Origin of the sequence: Gilliamella sp. Pra-s60 (assembly GCF_009795755.1) — a bacterium.
In the GTDB taxonomy this organism is placed as follows: Bacteria; Pseudomonadota; Gammaproteobacteria; order Enterobacterales; family Orbaceae; genus Gilliamella.
In genome coordinates, this window is the sequence record NZ_WTFA01000008.1 from 34,961 (window position 1) to 51,655 (window position 16,695).

Below are 16,695 nucleotides of genomic sequence, written 5' to 3' on the forward strand. Positions count from 1 at the left end.
TCATTAATTTGTGGTTTCAACCTCAGTTTCAACCTCAGTTTCAACCTTATATTTAACCTCAACGGTAGGTGAACGATAATTTTTTCTATGATTTACATATTGGGTGGTTAACCATTTCAAATCAGGGTGAGATTTGTCAACTGTCATCACAAAGTTTTGAGCTGGTAAGTAGCCTTGTTCGGCTGCTAAATTAAGATATCGCCAAGCTTCTTGGTAGTTTTGTTTAACGCCTTTTCCTAAATAATAGATGACACCTAAGCGATAATTAGCAAGTCTATAACCTAAATTTGCTGCTTTTTGGTAATGGGTTATTGCTGTTTTTGAATCTTTAATTATAAAATCATATAACGTACCCAACCCATAGATTATTTTGGGGTTTTCTGGTTCTAGGGTTAAGGCTGATTGATAAAGGTCTAATAATTGCTCTGGGGTTTTTCCATTGATGTTTTGTGCCTCACGGTAATAACCATAAGCTATTCCTCGTTTCTGGGCTAAAGCTAATATTGGCGTTGCGGAATTATAAGTTTGATATGATTCAATTCCTACATATTGTATTTCATCTACTAATTTAGTATAAAATCTTTCTTCATCTTTTCTGTTTTCACCAAAGACTTTTTCAACTATTTTGCTTGCGTTAGTTATATAAAATTGACTATATGCATTAGTAATATTTTCTTTATTATTTTTATCAGTTGAATTTATCAAGTGATAAATCTCGCTTTGAGTAAATGTTGAACTTTCATAAATAGGTTCAATGACATCGAATAAGAATTGTTGTTCTAAAGATTGATCATTATTTTTATCTTTTTTAATTGTTTCACTATTAATAACGCCTAAATGATAGTATTTAGCTGCTTGTTCAGGATTTTTCTCTATTCCTAAACCATTTAAATAGAGCCAAGCTAATTTCAATGCCATTTTCTTTCTTATTTTATTTTTTATTTCATAATTTTCAACAAATTGCCCTAGATATTTAGCTGCCAACTCATAATTAGGTAATTCTGATTTTGACCCATCTATTTGACCGCCATTTAGAAAATACTCAATTATTTGATCTGTTGCATTAGATACCGCATTAATTATGTTTTCATTTTTTTTTAGATAAATATTCTTTTCTAATTTATATAAAGCTTGTTCAAGCCAATATATCGCTTTTTGCGGGTTATTAAGCTTATTTTTATAGATATTAAAGAGTTGATATTGAGCGTAACCATAAAAACCGAAATCATAGCTTTTACTCGCCATTTCATAATATTTTACTGCTTTAGCATAATCAGATTTAACATCTACACCCTCATCATAGAGGGTTGCTAATACGTATTGCGCCTGACCAACACCATATTTCCTTCCCTGTTCGTTTAGCCACAGCGTGCCTTCACCTACACTAAATTTTGCTTTGTCAGGAATGGGGGAAGCGGCCTTTTCTAACCAAAAAATGCCTTTTTTAATATCTTTATTTACCAATTTACCTTTAACATAGGCTATTCCTAAAGCTGTTTGGGAAAGAGGGTATAAGTTTTTGGCTGATTTAGTTAAAAATTCAATATATTTATCGGCAGATTTATCTTGGCATCCTGCTAATTTTTTATTTTTTAACTCAAGATAAAACTGATGAGGTAGGCAATCCCAATCATCATTTTCAACTAACGGATTATAAGCTTGAGCAACGATATATTGAGCCACATTATCGTTTTTATTTATTGCTAAAGACCAAATTTTTTGATTAATTGTATTTGCAAATACTTGGTTTGATAATTCAAAAATTATTATAATTGATAATATAAACTTATACATGGATATCCCTATGTGCTCTATTTTAATTTTTATTCTTTTTGAAATTAATAAATTTTTCTCTATAAAATTATTATAAGTGAAACCATAACTCTTTCTATTGATTTTCCAGACTCAACTTATTTTTATCAATCTCTATAGTAAAGGTATTACTTTCATTTTTTGTCTAATGGATGGGTACTTGTGCCAATATGGATGAGTTTTAATTAATTTTTATTATGTTTAATTATACCATTATAATATAAAATGAGCCGTAATTTTAGCACAAAACGAAATAAGATATTGAATTAATGAAGAATAATTTTTTCTTATTAAAAGGAACAGTCCGTTGTTTAAAGGTAAGTCAAAATAGCCAAGAGACTAACACTAAGTTAACGGCGACGGATAGAATAGAAAAAGATATTTGTTCGGTGATTTGTTCAATAATAGCATTTATTTGCTTTTTTATTTGTTGTCGCCCTCCTTTAAGGGGGCAATACTTTTATTGCTATGTAGGCAATAAAAAAGTCGAGGGAAGGCTTAATACGATTGATTTTAAAGACGGCGATTATGTTGAAATGCTTGTTAAGTCGCCCAAAAATGATGTTTATCAGCCTTATGCCGTACGAATTCCAAAACGGCATGCGATACTCTTTCCGCAAAGTATTGGCTTAACAACGTTCGTAATTTTAAAAATTAGTTTTATTCTGATGTCGATATTTGCCGTTGTCATCTTACTTTTTTTATTAATTTTTGAAATATTTAATGGTTGTTCATTAAATCATATTTTTAACATATTTAAATACAGTTTTTTGGGTTGGATCATTGCAATTATTGCTGTTTTTTTTATGGGCGAAGGTGGATACTCTTTTTTTTCCAATCAAATTTATGCCTGTTTTGGGTACGAGAAACCTTGGAAGTATGATGCTGAAAAAGAAAAAGAACGTTTTAAAAAATTGCACCGAATTAATGATCCTGAAATATTTAACGACCCTCAGACTCCTGATTTTGAGAAGTTAAAAAAATTTAAATCATTAACTAGCTACTATTGTAGAACACCAATTTTACCTAATTGGGTTAAAGTTATTGATGAGCAAAATAAAAATGAGTAAATAATCTAATATACAAATATAAGGAATAAAGAACATGCAACAAAATATAAGTGATAGTCATTATTACCAAATGATTACTGGTTATATCACCGATCTTGAAGTTTATGACACGCAAGAAAGTTATCTTAATGCGCGCAAATTAGCTGGGCGCCCTGATATCAATTTATTAAGAATTGGGCATTTAGATTTAGTTTTTATGGCTAATAGAATGAGAATAAACGCATCAAAAATGCAAAACATTGATTGCGACACAGCCGATATTGAGCAGTATTTTTGTTGCAAATTAGGCGATAAGGTGATTGAAGGTGCATTTTGTCGAGCATTTTTCAATGAAGGCGATTATGTAGAGGTTGTTGTCGATCAACTAGCAGAAGGAACCTATTTTGCTTACGCATTACGCCGACCTGCCGATAGTCTTTTATGGTTACATCCTTATGCAACCGAGGGAACGGAAGCTAACAATAAAAAGCGACAACTGCCTATTTTACCGCTTATTCTCCTTATTGGTACAGCAGGACTGGGGGTATTTATTTTCTTTTATTTTGTAGTAATGACCTTTTCTAAACAAGATTTTTCGCTACTTCTTATGGCTGCTATGGGATTATTATTTCTTTTACCTGCTTATCTAACCTTTTCTACATTAAAAAAATCAAATTCAGGTTCTGTTATTGCTGATAAGATTTTTGCAACTTTGGGTTATAGTAATCCTAAAGCGGTTGATATTGAAAAAGAATATACTGTTTTTAGTGACAAATTATTCGATTTATACAGACAATATTGTGAAAATAACAATGCTTCTTTAACGATTGATGAAGACACATATAATAAGTTTATTGATCATTATATGCATCAGCAATCAGAAGATGATTCACAAGACGAGATATTACTAAAACAATATTTACGCCAAACACAAAAAATAGATGGCATTCAATGGGTGTTTTTTCATCTTAATGCGCCGACTATCCCTAGTTATATTAACGTTATTCATACTGAAAACAACAATCACAAAAGCGAGCAATAATTGTTAACTGTTGAGTATTTGATTCAGATGTAAAAACCACGGGTAAAATCCTGTAGATTTATTTCGGGATTTTATCTTTTAATTCTTTGGTTTTTATGATTTACCAACAAAATATCCTAGCCAAAAAACCACAATAGAACACGCTAATAACAGCCATTTTTCAGCCAAAAAACGGTCAGGAAAGGTATTGATTTTATTGAAGTTTTTATTTCATTAAAAATCAGTTAGTTATAAATGTTGTGTAACATGGTGTTTTATAATGAATAAATCACCACTGATACGTTAAGATAAAAAAGGTCATTGTTATTATTAATTAGCATTTGTTTACTATTTTTTACAAAAAAATCAAACTAAAAATTTTTTTAATCGCTATACTTTTGCAACCTAAAATTAGGTGATTTTTCTTATTTTATATATTGATAGCTGTTAAAAATTAAACAAAAAATATTGAACGGCATGATGACACCGCCGCCACAATAGCTCCTTTTGATATTAAAACCAAAGCCTATAATAACAATAAAATACATCCTAACATTAGTAAAAGCACGGTATAAGTTTTATGATAGAATTTTCAACTTTCAACCGTGCTATTTTTTTATAGCGCCAAATGCAAAATGAGGATGCTAACTCAATCAACATCGGCGCTTGCTCTATTATTGGCATATTCTAAAATCGAAACAAAACAAAACAAAACAAAACAAAACAAATAAAATAGTCTTAAGTGGTTTTTATCAGTCGCTTTTTATCTAAAAAGCAACGCAAAAACCCCAAAAAAATCGGTCAGGAAAGGTATTGATTTTATTGAAGTTTTTTTTGGCATTTTTATCAAACAAAACCACCCCCAAAAAAATCCAAAGCAACGCACTCAACCTTCTAACAAATCTTTACAATAAATTAACAAAAAAAGTGGCAGATTATTCGCCATCAAGCTATAATTTTTAGGCTTATTCAAGCAGGGAATCGCTCAAAAATAAAGCGAACGGATATAAAAATCGATAAAAAACAATAAATTACTTGACAAGGGAATAAAAATGCATTACCATGGTTGGCATCTGGCATCTGGCATCTGGCCTGCCAAACCTATGCCCTAAATCTTATTGATTCGCACAGTGGTCAAAAACAGGCGCCACAGTTATTTTCATTACCGAAGTCATTTCGCGTAGCGAAATCGACGCCGTCATCGGCCATATTTTCGGCAAAATTATCGCCGATATCCAAACGGTTATATAAACCGCCATTACAATCCAAACCGCGATTATTGTTTAAGCCATCATTGTTATCTAAATCCGCATTAGTTTTTGCGCCATTGTTGTTATTGTCATATACGCAGGGAGTACAGGCGTTATCGGCACAGACATCAAAAGTCATAGAGGGGAGTGCGCCGTATTTAACGTTTGATGGGGGGCGGACCAAGGCAACGAATACGGACACCTTTTTGGCAATAGAGTTGCCAAATGGTAGAGTTATCACACCATCAACTAACACATCGAGTGCTACAAATCCGATAATGTTACCTAGTGGAAATTTCACCTTTAATGATATTCATATGGTGATACCGTCGGGTTCAGCATCTATCAATTTAAATAGTTTAATTACCCGAGGGAAGTGGGGGGATGACGATGGAGATGGACAGGGAGCTGGTGGAGTTACTGCATCAGGGAGTATAGGGGTAGTGATTTATGATAAAGATGGTTATACCGTTAGTCGTGATGATACAGTAAGTAAATGTAAAGCTCCTTATAAGGTAAGCTTAAATAGTACAGGAGGTAGTTTAGCTACACAATATGGTTTGCCGAATAGTAGTACATTTAGTGGTGGTCGTGCGGAGTATTATATCAAGCCTGATTCTTCTGTTGGTGTCTGTTACGCAAGGCCGAATTTGCTATATGATGGTACTACTGGCATCGATTCTAATGATAATCCAGACTACGCAGGTCCGGCTAACATATGGAATCCTAGTAAGGGCTTTTTAGTTCAGTCAACGAGTCCATCATCTTACGGCAGGAACTTTCCTACTACAGGAGCAGATGGTTTGTATTTTGATTTGGATGTAGTGGGGTTAGATGTAGCTCAGTTAACTTGGTCTCGGGTCACTCATGGTGGAATAATGGCTACGGTGGCAAATGTTATACCTAATGATAATTGGATTCCTAGTGTTGATAGAGGGAAACGGGTAGCACGGGTAACGTTGAGTGGTCCTAGGGCTGATAGTAGTCAAATACCCACAGACTATCCAGGTCGAGTTGCACGTCCATCTTTGCCACAGACCTTCGAGTTGGTGGGTAGGGATAGAAGTGGTAATGAGGTGAAGTATGGATTTGTGATAAAGCAGTGGTTCGTCAATCGTGGTACTGAAATGGATAGCGCTTATCGTCAAGAATTATGGTGTAATCGTTTGGGTTATCGTTTGGCTAGGGTAAGGTATTTAACCAATGCGAAGTGTGGTGTAGATAGTTCTTTCCCATGTGTAAATAGCATAGATGGCGTATCACCTCGTTCATCTGGTAATCATTATCAGCGTCACATAGGCGCAGGGTTTTTTACTGAGTGGGGCTCCATGGGCAACTACGCTGGTACGGGCTTCATCAACTACAGCTACTGGACGAGAGACGCAAGGGATAGCACCCACCGGTTCCTTGTCAACTCGTACAAGGGCGGCGTCGTCAGCTCCGGAGCCAGCACCCATTACGTTGCTGTTTGCGAATTTTAGCTTTTAGCGTTTAGTTCTTAATCCTTAGGGCGCGGGGGGCGATTATGGTGCCTGAGGGGATAATATAAAAAAGAATAAAGCCCCCGCGTAAGTTGGGGCGTTTCCCTTAGGGTTGCGCCGTTGTGGCAAAGCCACAATAGCGCCGCCCCCCCGCCGCCGACGCAGAAAGCGTAGATGGCAGTTTTAGTGGATTACGCTGTGGCGCTTTAAAGCGGTGGTTTATTTTTAGTACGGCAAGGTTTTGGGCGTTTAGGCTTTTGTTAAAAAACATCAAAAAAATTCAATAAAATCAATACCTTTCCTGACCGATTTTTTATCAAAATAATCCTTTTTGTTAGTGCATGAAATGGGTTAGGTGCAGTGGTTTCGGACGTTTTGACCTTTGGTGAACAAAATAGCTACAGTGACAACGTCCGAGCAAAGGGAATTAAAGCGAATTCCCTTTGCAATCCCACGCTTTGGCTGCAGAATGTGGCCTACGGCTGCCCTCCGCCGCCGCTCGGTCTTAACGCACCGTTTGTGGACGCGTTCCCGACGCACCACAAACTCGCCAAACATCCCTGTTTGGCGTGCTAACCTCGCTCTGTTGTCGGCACATTCCGACGCCGTAACAAGACAGACAGCATAACCTTGAGCGGCTTTTATAAGTCACTTTTTTATAAAAAACACTGCAAAAACCCTCCAAAAAGTGGTCAGGAAAGGTATTGATTTTATTGAAGTTTTTATTTAACTCTTTTTTATCAAAATCAACCACTTGCATAATTAGCATTAAACACCAACAACTAACAAACCCGTAAAACCAATAAAAGCACACTCTGGATAACTGCATTTAATCGCAAAAAAGCGGTCAGGAAAGACATTGATCTTATTGAAGTTTTTATACAATGCTTTTATCAAACAAAACAATCCCCCAAAAAAAATCGGCTATGCTATCTGTTTTATTCAGGCGTCAGAATGTGCCGACAACAGAGCGAGGTTAGCACGCCAAACAGGACGTTTGGCGAGTTTGTGGCGCGCTTGGAGCGCTTCCACAAACGGTGCGTTAAGACCGAGCGACGGCGGAGGGGTAGCCGAAGGCCACATTCTGTAGCCTTGCGAGGGGTTTTTAGGGGATTTCGCAAAAAATCCCCTAAATCGGACGTGGTCACTGTGGCTATTTTGTTCACCCAAAGCTCAAACGTCCGAAACCACCGCACCCAATTTATTCTATTCACAAAAACAAAAAAGGCCTAATTTTCCGCTAAAAAATCGGTCAGGAAAGGTATTGATTTTATTGAAGTTTTTATTTAACTCTTTTCAAGCAAAATCAACCGCTTGCATAACTAGCATTAAACGCCCACAACTAACAAACCCACCGCACCCAACCCTCTCTATACTCTAACAAAAAAAGACATTATTTCCGTCAAAAATCCTTTATTTGTAAAAGCCAATTTGTTCATAGTCAAAAAATAAAGTCTATGCTAGACTGAATCAAACTCTGAAGCTCTTTTACCTAAGTGAAATAGTGATTTCATAAGGTGGATTAGCCGCGGTATAGCTCAGAAATGGCTATGCTTCCCGATTTGGATAAGGTGTTTGTTTTATATGCAATTAATGGATAATTATCAACGTCGATTTCAGTATCTGCGTTTGTCGATTACCGAGCAGTGCAATTTTCAGTGTCAGTACTGCCTGCCTAATGGCTATCAACTTAATAAAGCACATCAATTTTTAACTCTTAACGAGATTGATAATGTAGTATCAACATTTGCTGAACTTGGTGTGCACAAAATTCGGTTAACAGGTGGCGAACCGAGTTTGCGTCGTGATTTTGTTGATATTTTGTCGCTGATTTCTGCATATCCAAGTATTAACGAAATTGCCATGACAACTAATGGGTCACGTTTATTAAAAAATATCCATCATTGGCATCAAGCAGGTTTGAATGCGATTAATATTAGTATTGATAGTTTTTCCCCCCATTTGTTTAAATTAATTACTGGGCAAGATAAGCTTAAAGAATTATTGCAATGTGTTGAAAAATCGTTAGAAGTGGGTATAAAAAAGGTCAAAATTAATACCGTTTTGATGAAAAACATGAATGATAATCTAACTGATTATTTATCATGGATTAAACTGCGTCCTGTTGAGTTGCGTTTTATTGAACTAATGGAAACAGGCGAAAGTGGTGATATTTTTAATCGTCACCATGTTTCAGGGCAATCAATCGAATTACAACTAATTGAGCAAGGTTGGTTGTTGCAGCCTAAAGTAGCTTTATCTGGACCCGCTAAGGTTTATACTCATTGCGATTATCAAGGTAAGATTGGGTTGATTATGCCGTATTCAAAAGATTTTTGTAAGAGTTGTAATCGGTTAAGGGTATCATCAATTGGGCAGTTGCATTATTGTTTATTTGGTGATGCGTCTGTTGATTTGCGTGATTTGCTCCAAAGTTCAGAGCAAAAACAACAATTAATTGAAAGAATCTTTGCTTCGTTAATGATAAAGCCTGAAAAACACCTATTGCATGACCATAAGGTTGGTGTTATGCCTAATTTATCTTATGTTGGTGGTTAATAAGCGATTTTGTTTGGGAATATTGGTTATTTTCCAGTGGTTAATTGCCCAATCTAATAACTGTTTTTGCGTGGCATCTTGCCAATCTTGAGGGATTTGTTGTCCTAAAAACTGTAGTGCCTGTATTGTTAAGGATTGTGTATTACTGACTTCAATGGCCTTTGCGTGGTTTTGTTTGGAAAGCTTGTTGCCGTTACTATCTAGTACCAATGGTAAATGACAATAGCTTGGTGTTGGTAAGCCCAAAAGCTGATAGAGCGAAATCTGTTTAGCGGTGACAGGCAATAAGTCTGCACCTCGCACTATTTCGGTAATACCTTGCTGGTGATCATCAAGTACTACCACTAAATTGTAAGCAAATAAACCATCTTTGCGGTGAATAATAAAGTCTTCTTGAGCATTTTGGGCGTCGAACGTTTGAATGCCACGAATGCGATCGGTAAATTGATATACGGGTTGCGTCTGTTTTAGGCGTATGGCAAGTGGTTGGTTGGGGCTATTTAGATGTCGATCACGACAAAAACCATCATAAATCCCATAAGGTAAATTGTGAATGCGTTGCCTTGTGCAGTCACAAAAATAAGCCTGCTGTTTATCTAAAAGAGTTTGTAGAACAGCTTGATAACGTTCACTGCACGTCGATTGGTATAAGATTTCATCATCCCAGTATAAATTAAAGGCTTCTAATGTTTTTAAGATGAGTGATGATGCGCCTTTTACTTCTCGTGGTGGGTCGATATCTTCAATACGAACCAACCATTTGCCATGACAAGATTTTGCTTGTAAATAGCTACCAAGAGCGGTCACCAGTGAACCAAAATGTAATGGTCCAGATGGTGACGGGGCAAAACGACCAATATAGTGCATAGGTCAGTTAGGTAGAATAATAAAAGGTTAAGAAAGTTGGGTTTACATGCCCATTTGTTTTTCGCGAAGTTCAGCAAGTGTTTTACAGTCGATACATAAATCAGCTGTAGGTCTTGCTTCTAAGCGGCGAATACCAATTTCAACCCCGCAAGAGTCACAATAACCAAAATCATCGTTTTCAATTTTCTTTAATGTTTTTTCGATTTTTTTGATTAGTTTTCGTTCTCTATCGCGAGCACGTAATTCTAAGCTGAATTCTTCTTCTTGCGTTGCTCGGTCAGCTGGATCTGGGAAATTAGCCGCTTCGTCTTGCATGTGCGAAACTGTTTTTCCCATTTCATCTTGTAATTGAGCAAGCCATGCTTCTAAAATAAGTTTGAAATGTTTTAATTGCTTAGGATTCATATACTCCTCGCCTTTTGCTTCTTGGTAAGGTTTAAGCCCCGCAATTGAAAGCAAGCTAAGAGAAGATGTATTTAATTTTTGTTCCTTTTTCACAGCAATCCCCTTAAGTACAGATTATTTGCAAGCGGTAAACTATAGCAATAAATTAGCTGTTGGCAAATTTTTTTTTATCTTTTTTCTGCCTATAAATAAGCAAAATAGTACAACTGTATGTTATTAATAAAGATAATTACTTATCCCACTTTTCTAATCCATTTTTAGGGCATTGGGTTACTAAATCATACAACTTATCGTTATCAGGTAAAATAAGTTCAGGACTGATATCAAAGAGTGGGTAGAGAACAAATTCTCTATTTTTCATATGGTAGTGAGGGATCGTTAGTCTTTCGCTTTCGATCACTAAATCATCATACAGTAAAATATCAAGATCTAAGGTTCTTGCTCCCCATCGATTTTCTTTACGTACACGACCTTGAGCTTTTTCAATTGTCTGTAATGCATCGAGTAGTTCAATGGGAGATAGGGCTGTTTTAATTTTTACAACAGCATTAAGATAATCATTCTGATCCTGCGGTCCCAGTGGCTTACTGCGGTAAAAAGGTGATACTTCTAAACATGTTGTATTAGGTAATTGTTTTAATGCCATTATTGCACGATTAGCTTGTGATAATGGATCTTCAAGGTTACTGCCTAAGGCGATATAACAGATAGACATAATTGGTCGTTTACTTTTTGATATGGCTGGTGTTTGATAAAAACGATTTTAACACATAACATTATTAGCAAAAAAGCTATATCGTTTTGTTACTTATTGTTTTGGAATGTTGATCTAAATGATGATATAAAAAACCAATAAGCCTGCGGTTTATTGGTTAGTTTGGAATGATAAATTTGATATTTAGTCGTTTTTATAGCACTTTAACAATTGATTCGCAAAGTCTAGACATATTATCTAATGTCATACCTGCAACATTAATACGACCTGAATTAACAATATAGATACCATAGTCGTTGCGCAATTTGAGTACTTGTTCTTCATTTAGACCACTAAATGAAAACATGCCATTTTGTTTGACAATAAAGCTAAAATCTTGGTTAGCACCTTTATCTTGTAAGGTTTTAACAAATAGTTGGCGCATACGGTGAATGCGTTGGCGCATATTGGTTAACTCATTAATCCATTCTTCTTTTAGTTCTTCATTGTTTAAAATGTGAGAAACGATTTTAGCACCATGTGCAGGAGGGTTGGAGTAGTTAGCCCGAATAATCGTTTTTATTTGGCTAAAGGCTCGATCGGCAATTTCGCTATTGGCAGCAATTAGGGTGAATGCGCCAACACGTTCATTATAAAGACCAAAGTTTTTTGAATAGGAACTGGCAATAAGTAATTCAGGTTGATTTTGTGCAAAGAGTCTTAAGCCGTAGACGTCTTCTTCTATACCTTGTCCAAAACCTTGATAAGCAAGGTCGAATAATGGTAACCAGCCATTTTTTAAGGCTAGATCCGAGATCGCCTGCCATTGTTCGGGTGTTAGATCGATACCTGTTGGGTTGTGACAACAGCCGTGGAATAGTACTGCTTCACCAGTAGCAACAAGGCTTAAATCGTTCATCATGGCATCAAAATTAAGGCTGTGAGTTTCAGGGTTGTAATATTGATATTCACGAACTTCAAGTCCTGCGGTTTGAAATATACTGCGGTGATTTGGCCAAGAAGGGTTGCTTATCCAAACTCGTTTTACTTTCGTTCTGCGAGCTAAAAAGTCTGCCATTATGCGTAAAGCGCCTGTTCCACCTGGTGCTTGAGCCGTTCTTGCTCGTTCATTTTCATGACCAAAGAGCAAAATTTGCGTTGCAATATTAAAGTCGTTGATACCGTCAATAGCTAAATAACTTTTAGTTGTTTCATCAGCTAATAAAAAATGTTCTGCTTTTTTTACGCTTTCTAAAATAGGTGTTTTGGTTGTTTCATCTTTATAGACGCCTACGCTAAGATTGATTTTATTGGTGCGGTCGTCTTTGTTGTAAAGATCGGCTAATCCTAAAATAGGATCAGCCGGAGCTGCTGTTAAATATTCAAACATAATTCACCTATCTGATCTAATGGCTTTTAGTTCATTATATACACATTATTTTGTAAGTTACAATTTTGATAATGACAATCTATTAAAAAATTTTTAAATAAATTAATCTTATTTTTTACCAATATATTTTTTAACAACAGGTAACTAGTTGCTGTAAAAATTGTTGTAAATCATCGGCTAATATTGTTAGCTCTCCGGTAATAAGATCTTCTTTTACAATTTCACCTGTTAGGTTGTTTAAACTAATGATTTCGGTGCTTTCATCCGTCGAGGCTATAAATACCGTTGGTGTGCGTCGTAACTTTTTTTGTTGTGATAGATGAGCAATTAGGTTTTGTTCTAAATTTGAAAAATCATCATCATTCCAAGCCTGAATTAAAACTAAATTAATGTTGTTAATCTTAGCTGGCATATTGCCTGCGTATTGTGTGCCATAAAAAACATGGCTACTTGGGTGTAGCGTAATGCCTATTAGTTGCTCAACGATAGTTAAAGATCTTGGTGGAACTAATAAAAAAGGTTGCCAATATACAGTTAATTGTTCTGTTTTTAGAATACAAGGTGAGGGTATGGCGTGCAGTTCTTCACTTTGTGGCGCATCGTCAAATTGGTTGAGCCAACGTGAAGTAAAATTTATTAGGGCTGTTTTATCTGGGTTATCCATAAGTCGACTTTATCTCTTATTTATTTTATTGTTTATTTTATTGCTTTTATTAACAATTATTATACTAATTAAGGTAGTAGATGCGCCAGTTTATTAAAATCTTATTTTTGATTAAGTCGATAAATAAAAAAAACAAAAATTGTAAAGATGTTTAAGGTTAGTAAGGCGTTTTAATATAAATTAATTGAATAATAATATAAAAAAATTATTAATTAAAAGCCTATGTGTAAACAATAAGAAGTAGCTTGCTAATAGGGTGTAAAACAGTGCGCTTAATTTACTTGCTATCCTTTGCCGAAACGTTAATAATAAGCAGGGATTTTTTATCCTTGTAATGCAGCAATGGCGTTAGACATTACAATTTATTAAAAAATAAAATAGCGTAAGTAGAGTCATTATCATTAAATAATATGTTTATTTTAAACAATCATATGAAGTTTTAGTTTGTTAACTAAAGTAGGTAAACGAGCTGAGGTTTGCAAATTAATTATAACAATAATATCAATTAATTATATAATTAATGATAGTTTAAGAAATATACAGAGCTTTTAAGTGTCAATAATGACCTAAAACTTTGTATAGATATTGTATAAATAATACTGGGTTCACATAAAATAATAACAAAAATAACACAAATAAAATAATGAATGCCGTATTGAAGTTAATTAAGTTCCGTTATTTATCATTGTTAAAATATACATTTATTACTAATAATAAGATTCTGCCTATAGTTAACTAAGATTAATGAAGAGTGTAGAATAATGAAAAGAATGCTAATCAATGCAACTCAGCAAGAAGAGCTGCGTGTTGCGCTTGTTGATGGCCAACGCTTATATGATTTAGATATAGAAAGCCTTGGACATGAGCAAAAGAAAGCCAATATTTATAAAGGTAAAATTACTAAAATCAATCCAAGTTTAGAAGCTGCTTTTGTTTCTTATGGTGGTGAGCGTGATGGATTTTTACCGCTAAAAGAGATTGCAGAAAGTTATTTCCCATCTAATATTTCTGGACGTCGTAGTATTAAACATCTACAAGAGGGGCAAGAAGTCCTTGTCCAAATTGAAAAAGAAATCCGCGGGAAAAAGGGCGCAGCGTTAACCACCTATATTAGTTTAGCTGGTAGCTATTTGGTGTTGATGCCTAATGATCCACGTGCTGGTGGGGTTTCGCGTCGTATAGAAGGTGAGGAAAGAGCCGATCTTAAACGAATTATTGATGCGATTGAAAAACCCAAAGGGATGGGTGTTATAGCTCGAACCGCAGGGGTTGGTAAAACCCAAGAAGAGTTGCAACAAGATTTAGATGCATTAGTTAACTATTGGACAGCAATTTTAAACGAAGCTAAAAGACATCCTGCTCCAAGTTTAATCCATAAAGAAAGTGATATTATCACTCGTGCTTTTCGTGATTATTTACGCGATGATGTGGGCGATATTTTAATTGATAATCCTAAAGTACTTGAAGTTGCTAAAAAACGCTTAGCTGATCTGGGACGAGTTGAGTATGTTAGTCGCCTTAAATTTTATGAGAGCGATGTGCCTTTATTTAACCATTTCCAAATTGAAGGACAGATTGAATCGGCATTCCAACGAGAAGTTCGTTTGCCGTCTGGTGGTTCTATTGTTATTGATACCACTGAAGCACTTACTGCAATTGATATCAACTCGGCTAAGTCGATTCGTGGTAGCGATATTGAAGAAACCGCCTTTAATACCAATCTTGAAGCTGCTGAAGAAATTGCTCGTCAGTTACGTTTGCGTGACTTAGGTGGATTGATTGTTATTGATTTTATTGATATGACACCAATTCGTAACCAACGTGAGGTTGAAAATCGCCTAAAAGAGGCAATGAAAACAGACCGTGCACGTATTCAAACTACACGTATTTCGCGCTTTGGTTTGCTTGAAATGTCACGCCAACGTTTAAGTCCATCTTTACGTGAAGCGACGCATCATATTTGTCCACGTTGCCAAGGCACTGGCACTGTTCGTGATAATAATTCATTATCTCTTTCTATTCTTCGATTAATTCAAGAAGAAGCGATGAAAGATAATACTGTACAAATTGATGTTATCGTTCCTGTACCCATTGCAAGTTATTTACTTAACGAAAAACGCCGCGCTATTACCAATATTGAACGAATGCATCCAGATGTGAAAATTGTGATTGCTGGCGATGAAGAGATGGAAACGCCGCTTTATAAAGTCATCCGCAAACGTGCTGGCGAAGAAACGGACGTGCTAAGTTATAATCTTCCAAAACTGATTCGTGAACTTGAAGAAGAGGAAGATGAACAACAAGCCGTTGAAGTGATTGTTGAACAAGCAGTGTTATCTGGTCCTAAAGTTGAAGCATCTGTTGCTCCAAAAGATAAAACAGATTCAAAAACTAAAAAATCAGAAGGTTTATTTGGTGGGTTGTTGGGTAAACTACGTAAATTATTTGCCTCAGAAAAAGCGGAACCAGAACCAGAAGTTAAACCAAAAACAACTAAAAGACGAGATAATCAACGTACAAATAATCGACGTCAACGCAATAATCGAAACAATAGTGCTGCTAATACTGCTACTGGTGTTGTTGCAACAACGGGTAATATTGATGAGGCTAAAGAGCAAAGTAGAAATAATAATCGCAGAGCTAAACAAAATAGTCACTCAAATACCAATTCGTCAAATTCAACAAGTAATGTAAAAGTAGATAGGTCTGCTGACGAAACGCTACCACCGAAACAGCGTGAAGTTAAACCAAGGCGCCAACAACGCGCATTGGCTAAAAGTGTTCGTGTAAAAAATAGCGATACAATAGAGCAAGCTCAAGAAGAAAGAGTAATCATTCCTTCTTTATTGTTACCAATTATTGTTTCTAAACAAACTGAAGACGATATTGTATCTGAAACTCAACCAAGACGTCAGCGCCGTGCTTCAAGGCATTTACGAATGAATGGCCAACGTAATAAACGTCGTGTTCGTAATGTGGAACTAAAACAATCTCCAATGCCATTACCTTTTGCTGCAGCATCATTAGAGTTAGCATTAGGTCGTGTTGTTGTTGATTATAGTCAAATAACAAATGACGATTCTAGTATTGTGACACCTGTTATCCCTTCACTTTTGCTTCCTGTTATTGTTAAAAATGAAGAGGATGTAAATAGCAATAGTGTTGATAGTGTCACCGTTGATGATGTGTTTAATGATTCTACAAATGCTCAAGAAGAACTTAAACATAGTGAAAAAAATAGTAATGATGTCGATTTGGAAATTAATGACTTTCAATCAATAGGTTATTCTTCATCTGCAATGGCTAAAGCTCCCGCACCAGAATATGTGACTTCTGATATTGGAGTGAAAGCACGTGATGAGTCAGATTATTGTTTTGAAGGAAAAGGTAATGCTGGCGGTTTAAGTGCGCAAGATCATGCATATGCTGCAGCAAGTAAACCGGTGATACCGGATTAATAAATAGATAAATCAAAACACGGTGATGTTTTTATGTTACCGTGT

Annotated in this window: 13 protein-coding genes and 1 riboswitch; of the genes, 5 read left to right on the plus strand and 8 right to left on the minus strand. The window is 35.7% G+C overall.

Features of this window, described 5'->3' with window-relative positions:
* Nucleotides 1–3: 3 nt before the first annotated feature.
* Nucleotides 4–1,794, minus strand: coding sequence for an SEL1-like repeat protein (locus GQ596_RS07005; protein WP_160400971.1), 1,791 nt, complete (start codon nucleotides 1,792–1,794; stop codon nucleotides 4–6).
* Between the two features lie 287 nt (nucleotides 1,795–2,081).
* On the opposite strand from GQ596_RS07005, the gene GQ596_RS07010 reads away from it, so the two are divergent.
* The 3 genes from GQ596_RS07010 to GQ596_RS07020 all read left to right on the plus strand — a co-directional run bounded on the left by GQ596_RS07010 (nucleotide 2,082) and on the right by GQ596_RS07020 (nucleotide 6,613).
* Nucleotides 2,082–2,882 (plus strand): hypothetical protein, encoded by an 801-nt coding sequence (locus tag GQ596_RS07010; protein ID WP_160400972.1) that lies wholly within the window; start codon nucleotides 2,082–2,084, stop codon nucleotides 2,880–2,882.
* A 34-nt stretch (nucleotides 2,883–2,916) separates the two neighbouring features.
* Nucleotides 2,917–3,903, plus strand: coding sequence for a putative type VI secretion system effector (locus tag GQ596_RS07015; RefSeq protein WP_160400973.1), 987 nt, complete (start codon nucleotides 2,917–2,919; stop codon nucleotides 3,901–3,903).
* 1,045 nt (nucleotides 3,904–4,948) lie between these two features.
* Entirely contained in the window at nucleotides 4,949–6,613 is a 1,665-nt protein-coding gene (locus GQ596_RS07020; RefSeq protein ID WP_160400974.1) for a hypothetical protein, read from the plus strand.
* Nucleotides 6,614–6,719: 106 nt separating this feature from the next.
* Here GQ596_RS07020 and GQ596_RS11105 read toward each other — a convergent pair whose 3' ends face one another.
* Together GQ596_RS11105 and GQ596_RS07025 are read right to left on the minus strand one after the other, a co-directional pair.
* Nucleotides 6,720–6,884, minus strand: a complete 165-nt coding sequence (locus GQ596_RS11105) for a hypothetical protein (RefSeq protein ID WP_160419960.1) — start codon at nucleotides 6,882–6,884, stop codon at nucleotides 6,720–6,722.
* A gap of 234 nt (nucleotides 6,885–7,118) precedes the next feature.
* Nucleotides 7,119–7,382 (minus strand): hypothetical protein, encoded by a 264-nt coding sequence (locus tag GQ596_RS07025; protein WP_160400975.1) that lies wholly within the window; start codon nucleotides 7,380–7,382, stop codon nucleotides 7,119–7,121.
* Nucleotides 7,383–8,076: 694 nt separating this feature from the next.
* A riboswitch (molybdenum cofactor riboswitch) is annotated at nucleotides 8,077–8,203 on the plus strand.
* Between GQ596_RS07025 and moaA the strand changes: the two genes are divergently transcribed.
* Nucleotides 8,198–9,172, plus strand: coding sequence for a GTP 3',8-cyclase MoaA (gene moaA / locus GQ596_RS07030; protein ID WP_160400976.1), 975 nt, complete (start codon nucleotides 8,198–8,200; stop codon nucleotides 9,170–9,172). Its footprint overlaps the riboswitch before it by 6 nt.
* Here moaA and gluQRS read toward each other — a convergent pair.
* The 5 genes from gluQRS to syd all read right to left on the minus strand — a co-directional run bounded on the left by gluQRS (nucleotide 9,152) and on the right by syd (nucleotide 13,192).
* Nucleotides 9,152–10,039 (minus strand): tRNA glutamyl-Q(34) synthetase GluQRS, encoded by an 888-nt coding sequence (gene gluQRS, locus GQ596_RS07035; protein WP_160400977.1) that lies wholly within the window; start codon nucleotides 10,037–10,039, stop codon nucleotides 9,152–9,154. The two genes, moaA and gluQRS, sit on opposite strands and share 21 nt — an antisense overlap.
* 42 nt (nucleotides 10,040–10,081) lie before the next feature.
* Nucleotides 10,082–10,537, minus strand: coding sequence for an RNA polymerase-binding protein DksA (dksA, locus tag GQ596_RS07040; protein WP_160400978.1), 456 nt, complete (start codon nucleotides 10,535–10,537; stop codon nucleotides 10,082–10,084).
* Between the two features lie 136 nt (nucleotides 10,538–10,673).
* Nucleotides 10,674–11,159 carry a 2-amino-4-hydroxy-6-hydroxymethyldihydropteridine diphosphokinase gene (folK, locus tag GQ596_RS07045; protein WP_160400979.1) on the minus strand — a complete coding sequence of 162 codons (486 nt, stop codon included), beginning with the start codon at nucleotides 11,157–11,159 and terminating at the stop codon, nucleotides 10,674–10,676.
* Between the two features lie 193 nt (nucleotides 11,160–11,352).
* Nucleotides 11,353–12,528 (minus strand): amino acid aminotransferase, encoded by a 1,176-nt coding sequence (locus tag GQ596_RS07050; RefSeq protein ID WP_160400980.1) that lies wholly within the window; start codon nucleotides 12,526–12,528, stop codon nucleotides 11,353–11,355.
* 130 nt (nucleotides 12,529–12,658) lie between these two features.
* Complete coding sequence (gene syd / locus GQ596_RS07055; RefSeq protein WP_160400981.1) at nucleotides 12,659–13,192, minus strand: SecY-interacting protein; 534 nt, start codon at nucleotides 13,190–13,192, stop codon at nucleotides 12,659–12,661.
* Nucleotides 13,193–13,953: 761 nt separating this feature from the next.
* Between syd and rne the strand changes: the two genes are divergently transcribed.
* On the plus strand, nucleotides 13,954–16,650 hold the full coding sequence (gene rne / locus GQ596_RS07060; RefSeq protein ID WP_160400982.1) for a ribonuclease E: 2,697 nt from the start codon (nucleotides 13,954–13,956) through the stop codon (nucleotides 16,648–16,650).
* Nucleotides 16,651–16,695 lie beyond the last annotated feature (45 nt).